Source organism: Gaiella sp. (assembly GCF_035558935.1).
Lineage (GTDB): Bacteria > Actinomycetota > Thermoleophilia > Gaiellales > Gaiellaceae > Gaiella.
The window spans coordinates 24,902-30,941 of sequence record NZ_DATMBZ010000135.1; the positions used below are offsets into that span (position 1 = coordinate 24,902).

Here is a 6,040-nt window from a genome sequence, read left to right on the forward strand (position 1 = left end):
CTCGCCCGGCCGGTCAGCCCGAGATGTACTCCGTCAGGAACTGGATCTGGACGCTCTGCTCGTTCGACTGGAACTTGACGAGGTCGCCGATCGAGACGATTCCGAGCACGTCACGTGCGTCTCCGAGCACCGGAAGGTGCCTGATGCGCCGCTCGGTCATCACGGCCATGCACTCGTCGATCGACGCCTCGGGCCCGACGTACACGAGCTCCCGCGTCATGATCTCCCGCACGGGCGTCGTCCGCTCGTCCCGGCCCTGGACCGCGACGCGGCGGAGGTAGTCGCGCTCGGTGACGATGCCGGCGAGCGTTCCGTTCTCGTACACGAGCAACGCGCCGACGTTGCCCTGCACCATCCTCGCGACGGCCTCGTGCACCGTGGCCGAGCCCTCGATGCCGAGGACGTCGCGGCCTTTCCCGTCGAGGATGTCCGACACGTGACCCACGAAGCTCGTACCCCTTGGCACAAGCTTCTACCACGAACGGCTCGGACGCAATCCCCTGTGCGCCGATTTCCCCGAAAGAGAAGCGTCCCGGCGCACGCCACTACTGCTATATTTGCGCTAGCAACAAATCTCTGCGACGACCGGAAGGAACGATGACCGCATCCGTGGCAACCGACGACCTCGAACGGCTCCCCGCAGCCCACGAACGGCTGACGTACGGCGCCGTACACCTCGACGTGACCGATGCCGCGCGGTCGGTCGCCTTCTGGCGCGACCTCATCGGACTCGCCGAGATCGCGCGCACGGGCGACGCGATCCACCTCGGCGTCGACGGGCGCGCCCTTATCGTCCTGCACCCGGGCGCCGGGCACGGCCCCGTCCCCGGACGGACGGGCCTCTACCACGTCGCGATCCACCTTCCGAACGAGACGGAGTTCGCCCGCGTCCTCGCGAGGATCGCCGCTGCGGGCGTGCCCCAGGCCCCGACCGACCACATCTTCTCGAAGGCGACCTACCTGAGCGACCCGGACGGCATCCAACTCGAGCTCACCCTCGAGACCCCCGAGCGCGCCGGCGAGATCACCGTCGGACCGGCGTCCGTGACGATCCGGGACGCGAGCGGCCGGCTGCGGGGGTTGACGGAGGCGCTCGACGTCCGCGAGGTGCTCTCCCACCTCACGGACCGGGACCTCGACCGGCGGCTGCCGATCGGCACGACGGTGGGGCACGTGCATCTGCACGTCGCCGACCTGGAGGCGACGCGGCGGTTCTACACGGACGTGATCGGGTTCGAGGAGCACACGTTCGTTCCCGGAATGGGCTTCGCGGACCTGAGCGCGGGCGGCCGCTTCCCCCACCGCTTCGCCTTCAACACCTGGCAGGGCGAGGGTGCGCCGCCGACGCCCGCCGGTGCGGCACGCCTCCGGTTCTTCGAGCTCGTCGTCGAGCCCGCCCGCCTCGCTGCGATCCGCGAGCGACTCGACTCCGACGGACAGCCGTACGAGGTCGAGGGAGACATCCTGATCACGCGCGACCCCTCCGCCAACGAGCTGCGTCTCGCAGAGCTCCGCTGAGGCGCAGCCCAGTCGAAAGGAGCGACACCAATGGACGTCACGATCATCGGTACCGGCAACATGGCCCGCGGCATTGGCTCTCGCCTCGTCTCGGGCGGCCACGCCGTCACGCTGCTGGGCACGGAGCGCTCGAACGCGGAGGCGCTCGCGGCCGACCTCGGCGGCAGCGTCAGCGCTGGCACCGTCGGCGACCCGATCGCCGACGACGTCGTCGTGCTCGCGGTCTGGTACCCCGTCACGTTGGACGTCGCGCAGCAGGCCGGCTCGCAACTCGATGCCAAGGTCGTCGTCGACATCTCGAACCCGCTCGACACCGAGACCTTCGAGCCGATCGTCCCCGACGCCGGCTCGGGTGCCGAGGAGCTCGCCGCCGCCGTGCCGGGCGCGAGGGTCGTCAAGGCCTTCAACACGACGTTCGCCGGGACGCTGTCGTCGGGCGAGGTCTCGGGACACCAGCTCGACGTGCTCCTCGCTTCGGACGACGCAGATGCGAAGCGCACCGTCGCCTCGCTGGTCGAGAGCTCCGGCCTGCGCGCAGTCGATGCAGGCCCGCTGCGCCGCGCCAGGCAGCTCGAGGCGCTGGGGTACCTCCACATGGCGGTTCAGGAGGGACTCGGCACCGGCTATGGAAGTGCGGTCAAGATCGTCGGCTGATGACCGCGTCGCACGACACGATCCCACCCCCTGAGTCGCCGCCCGGCGGCGCGGTGGACGACGCCCCGATGGCCAGGATCACCGCCCGGGCGGGCTACATGATGGGGGAGAACGTCGACCAGGCTTGGTCGACGGAGCACGCGCGCGCCTGGGAGGGCTTCCTCGAGCTCAGCCGCCAGCTGCGGCGCGCGGCGGACGACGTGCTCGGGCCGGTCGAGGGCTTGACCGTGAGCACGCTGGGAATCATGGGGCGGCTCGCGCGGGCCGAGAGCCGGACGCTTCGCCAGACGGACATCGCCGAGGCGATGGGCCTGAGCTTCAGCCGCGTCTCGCGTCTCATCGACTCGCTGGAGGCGCGGGGGCTCGTCGAGCGGCGACCGTGCCCGAGCGACGCGCGGGCGGTCAACGTGACGCTGACGGCTGACGGTGTCGCCCTGACGCGGCGCGCCCAAGATGCGGTCTTCGCCTTCGTCGAGGAGCACTACTTCGCTTCGCTGGACGAAGCGGAGATCGCGACCCTCTCGAACGTCTTCACGAGGCTCGTCGGTCGCTGGCACGGCGCGGGCGACGGCGGCTGCTGAGAACTCGACGCACCCTCGTCACTCGCGCGACGACGCCTCGAGCGAGAGCGCGGCCCCGACGGACTCCGCCGCCTGCGCCAGGGCGCGCCGGCCGTCGGAAAGCTGCTCGGCGAACGAGAAGAAGCCGTGGAACATCCCCTCGTACCGCGTTACGTCGGCGCGGACACCCGCGGCGCGGAGCCGCTCGGCGTACGCCTCGCCCTCGTCGCGCAGCGGGTCGAGCTCCGCGGTGATCACGAGCGTCGGCGGCGACGCCTCGAAGGCGGCAGCCTCGGCAAGGAGGGGCGAGACGTGCGGATCGTCCGGAGCTCCGTCGCCGCCCGAGAGATAGTGCCGGAGGAACCACGCCATCTCGGCCTTCCTGAGCCAGAATCGGTCGGCGAGCTCCGTCATGGAGGCGCTTTCGCCACGGGCGTCCGTGACCGGGTAGACGAGAAGCTGGAACCTGAACGGCACGCGTGCGCTCTGCGTCACGACGGCGGCGAGGTTTGCGCCGGCAGAGTCGCCGCCGATCGCGAGCCGCTCCGGGTCGCATCCCAGCGCCTCGGCGTGCTCGTAGGTCCAACCGGTCGCGGCGAAGGCGTCGTCGAGACCGGCGGGGAAGGGATGCTCGGGCGCGAGGCGGTAGTCGAGGGAGAGGACGGCGCAGCCGCTCTGGGCTGCGAGCGCCCGCGCGACGTGGTCGTGGGTCTCCACGCTCCCGAGCACCCAGCCGCCGCCGTGGAGGTACACGAGCAGGCCGAGGCCGTCCTGAGCGCTCGGCCGGTAGAGGCGCGCCGGGACACCGCCCGCATCGACGTCCCGGATCTCCGGGAGCTCCACCGTCGGCGCCGGGATGCGCGACGCCCGCAGTGCACGCACGGCCTCGGGCGTCGAGGACTCGATCGGTGGGTCGCCGAGCGACTCGAACTGCTCGAGGAGCGCCTGCGCCTCGGGATGGAGCCGCACTGTCAGTCCTCGTCGAGGCGCAGGTCGAACCCCGCAGGGGCATGGACGTTGACGATGCGCGCGACGGCCGCCGCGCGATTCGCGAACGTGTGGGCGACGCCGGGCGGCACGAGGACGAATGTCCCCGGCCCTACGGTGATCTCCTCCTCCTCGACGATCACGACGACCTCGCCCTCGAGGATGTAGAACGCGTCGTCCTCGTCGGCGTGCACGTGGAGCGGAGGCCCTTCGCCGGGTTGCTTCGTGATGATCGAGAAGTTGAAGCGCGGCGTGTCGGCGGTGCGCGCGAGGAACTCGACGTTCGCGACACGGTGCCCTTCGCCCGGGCGAACGATGACGGCACGCTCGAGCCCCATCACGCCACCGCCGCGGAGACGCTGACACCGAGGTCGCGCAGCAAGCCGTCCTGCAGCCCGTAGACGAGGCCGTGCACCGTCAGGTCCTGCCCGCGCGCCCAGGCGTCGCGGACGACCGTCGTGTGGCAGACGTTCGCGACCTGCTCGGCGACGTTCAGCTCGCACAGCCGGTCGATCCTCGACTCCTCGGCGAGCGAGTCGAGCTCTTCCGCGTGCTTCTCGGCCACATCCGCGACATGACGGAGCCAGTTGTCGATCAGGCCGTGGCGGGCGCCGACGAGCGCCGCAGACACGCCGCCACAGCCGTAGTGCCCGCAGACGATCACGTCCCGCACACGGAGGATGTCGACCGCGTACTGGAGCACCGAGAGGAAGTTCAGGTCGGTGTGCACCACGACGTTCGCCACGTTTCGGTGGACGAACACGTCGCCGGGCGCGAGCCCGACGATCTGGTTCGCCGGGACGCGGCTGTCCGAGCAGCCGACCCAGAGGTACTCGGGCTTCTGCCGCTCCGCGAGCGTCGTGAAGAACGCCGGGTCGTCCGCGACCATCGACGCCGCCCAGGCCCGGTTCCGCTCGAACAGCTCGGCGAGGCCCGTCATGCGCTGAACCTATCGCCCTTTCGATCTCTCCCGCTGTCCTTGTTCCGCTCGGAGCCGGGGCGCATCATGCGTTCGTGGCAGGGGGGACGATCCGAACCGACGTCGCTGTCATGGGCGGCGGGCTCGCGGGGCTGTCCGCGGCGATCGGGTTCGCCCGCCGCGGTCGTCGCGTCTGCGTGCTCGAGCGCGATCCGACAACCCCAGGCGATGGCGATCCCCACCACGTCTTCGACGGATGGGAGCGGTCGGGCGTCGCGCACTTCCGCCAGCCGCACAACTTTCTCGGTCTCGGCCGGCGCACGCTGCTGGACGAGGCGCCCGACGTGCTCGACCGCGTCCTCGCCGACGGGGCCTTCGAGAACCGCCAGTTCGAGCTAGCCCCCGATGAGCCGCGCCCGGGCGACGAGTCGTTCGTCTCCATCTGCATCAGGCGGCCCGTGTTCGAAAGCGCGCTCCGCGCGGCCGCCGAGGCCGAGGCCGACGTGCGGATCGAGGGCGGCGCGCGAGTCGCCGGACTCCTGGGTGCGCCTGCGCCGGGGAGCGGCGCGACGCGCGTCACCGGAGCCCGGACAAGCGACGGACGAACGGTCGAGGCGGAGCTCGTCGTCGATGCGCTCGGACGTACGTCACAGGTGCGGTCGTGGCTCGAGGAGCTCGGGGCGCGTCGTATCGCGGAGCGGCGCAACGAGTGTGGTCTCCTGTACTACAGCCGCCACTTCCGCCTGCGGCCGGGCGTCGAGATGCCCTCGCTGCCGTCTCTGCTCCGCGGGCCGCGCGGTGAGACGGGATACCTCGTCTTCGTCGTCTTTCTGGGGGACAACGGGACGTTCGCCCTCGTGCTCATGATCCCGCCCTGGGATCGCGAGCTGCGGGTCTTGAAGTCCGAAACGGCCTACATGACAGCCGCGCTCGCGATTCCGCCGCTCGTCCCGTGGATCCATCCCGACTGCTCGGAGCCGATCACGCCCGTGCTTCCGATGGGAAGCCTCCAGAACCTCCATCGCTCGCTCGTCGTCGACGGCGAGCCCGTGGCGACCGGCATCCAGCCGATCGGTGACGCGCTTTGCCACACGAACCCGACGTTCGCTCTCGGCGCGTCGCTCTCGATCACGCACGGGTTCACGCTCGCCGAGGCCGCTGCGAGCGCGGACGACGCGCGTGCCCTGGCGCTCGCGTTCGAGGACATGGCCGGAGTGGACGCCGCCGCCCGGTTCGACGCCGTGTCCGACGAGGACCGCGACCGGATCCGCCTGTGGAAGGGCGACCAGATCGACATCCGCGACCCGCGCGACAGCATGGCGCTGTTCCTGCGGCTGACCGCCTATCCGGCCTCGATCGGCGATCCGGATCTCTTCCGCGCCGTCGCCCGACGCGTCAACGC

At 70.8% G+C, this 6,040-nt stretch carries 8 protein-coding genes; 4 read left to right on the forward strand and 4 right to left on the reverse strand.

Annotated features, from left to right (window positions below):
* Window positions 1-13 precede the first annotated feature (13 nt).
* Window positions 14-445, reverse strand: coding sequence for a CBS domain-containing protein (locus tag VNM44_RS13120; protein WP_325626335.1), 432 nt, complete (start codon window positions 443-445; stop codon window positions 14-16).
* A 164-nt stretch (window positions 446-609) separates the two neighbouring features.
* Between VNM44_RS13120 and VNM44_RS13125 the strand changes: the two genes are divergently transcribed.
* Genes VNM44_RS13125 through VNM44_RS13135 form a run of 3 tightly spaced genes read left to right on the forward strand, consistent with a single transcriptional unit; the run spans window position 610 to window position 2,753 of the window.
* Complete coding sequence (locus VNM44_RS13125; protein WP_325626336.1) at window positions 610-1,518, forward strand: VOC family protein; 909 nt, start codon at window positions 610-612, stop codon at window positions 1,516-1,518.
* A gap of 30 nt (window positions 1,519-1,548) precedes the next feature.
* A complete protein-coding gene (locus VNM44_RS13130) occupies window positions 1,549-2,172 on the forward strand; it encodes an NADPH-dependent F420 reductase (RefSeq protein WP_325626337.1) in 624 nt (207 codons plus the stop codon).
* Window positions 2,172-2,753, forward strand: coding sequence for a MarR family transcriptional regulator (locus tag VNM44_RS13135; RefSeq protein ID WP_325626338.1), 582 nt, complete (start codon window positions 2,172-2,174; stop codon window positions 2,751-2,753). Before VNM44_RS13130 ends, VNM44_RS13135 begins: the two co-directional genes overlap by 1 nt.
* Window positions 2,754-2,771: 18 nt before the next feature.
* Here VNM44_RS13135 and VNM44_RS13140 read toward each other — a convergent pair whose 3' ends face one another.
* From VNM44_RS13140 to can, 3 genes are read right to left on the reverse strand one after another with little or no spacing between them, the layout of a single operon-like run.
* On the reverse strand, window positions 2,772-3,701 hold the full coding sequence (locus VNM44_RS13140) for an alpha/beta hydrolase (protein WP_325626339.1): 930 nt from the start codon (window positions 3,699-3,701) through the stop codon (window positions 2,772-2,774).
* A 2-nt stretch (window positions 3,702-3,703) separates the two neighbouring features.
* Window positions 3,704-4,057, reverse strand: coding sequence for a cupin domain-containing protein (locus tag VNM44_RS13145; protein WP_325626340.1), 354 nt, complete (start codon window positions 4,055-4,057; stop codon window positions 3,704-3,706).
* Window positions 4,057-4,659 (reverse strand): carbonate dehydratase, encoded by a 603-nt coding sequence (can, locus tag VNM44_RS13150; RefSeq protein ID WP_325626341.1) that lies wholly within the window; start codon window positions 4,657-4,659, stop codon window positions 4,057-4,059. The genes VNM44_RS13145 and can overlap by 1 nt, the downstream gene beginning before the upstream one ends.
* A gap of 74 nt (window positions 4,660-4,733) precedes the next feature.
* On the opposite strand from can, the gene VNM44_RS13155 reads away from it, so the two are divergent.
* Window positions 4,734-6,040 (forward strand): FAD-dependent oxidoreductase (locus VNM44_RS13155; protein WP_325626342.1); only part of this gene is annotated, 1,307 nt, incomplete at its 3' end.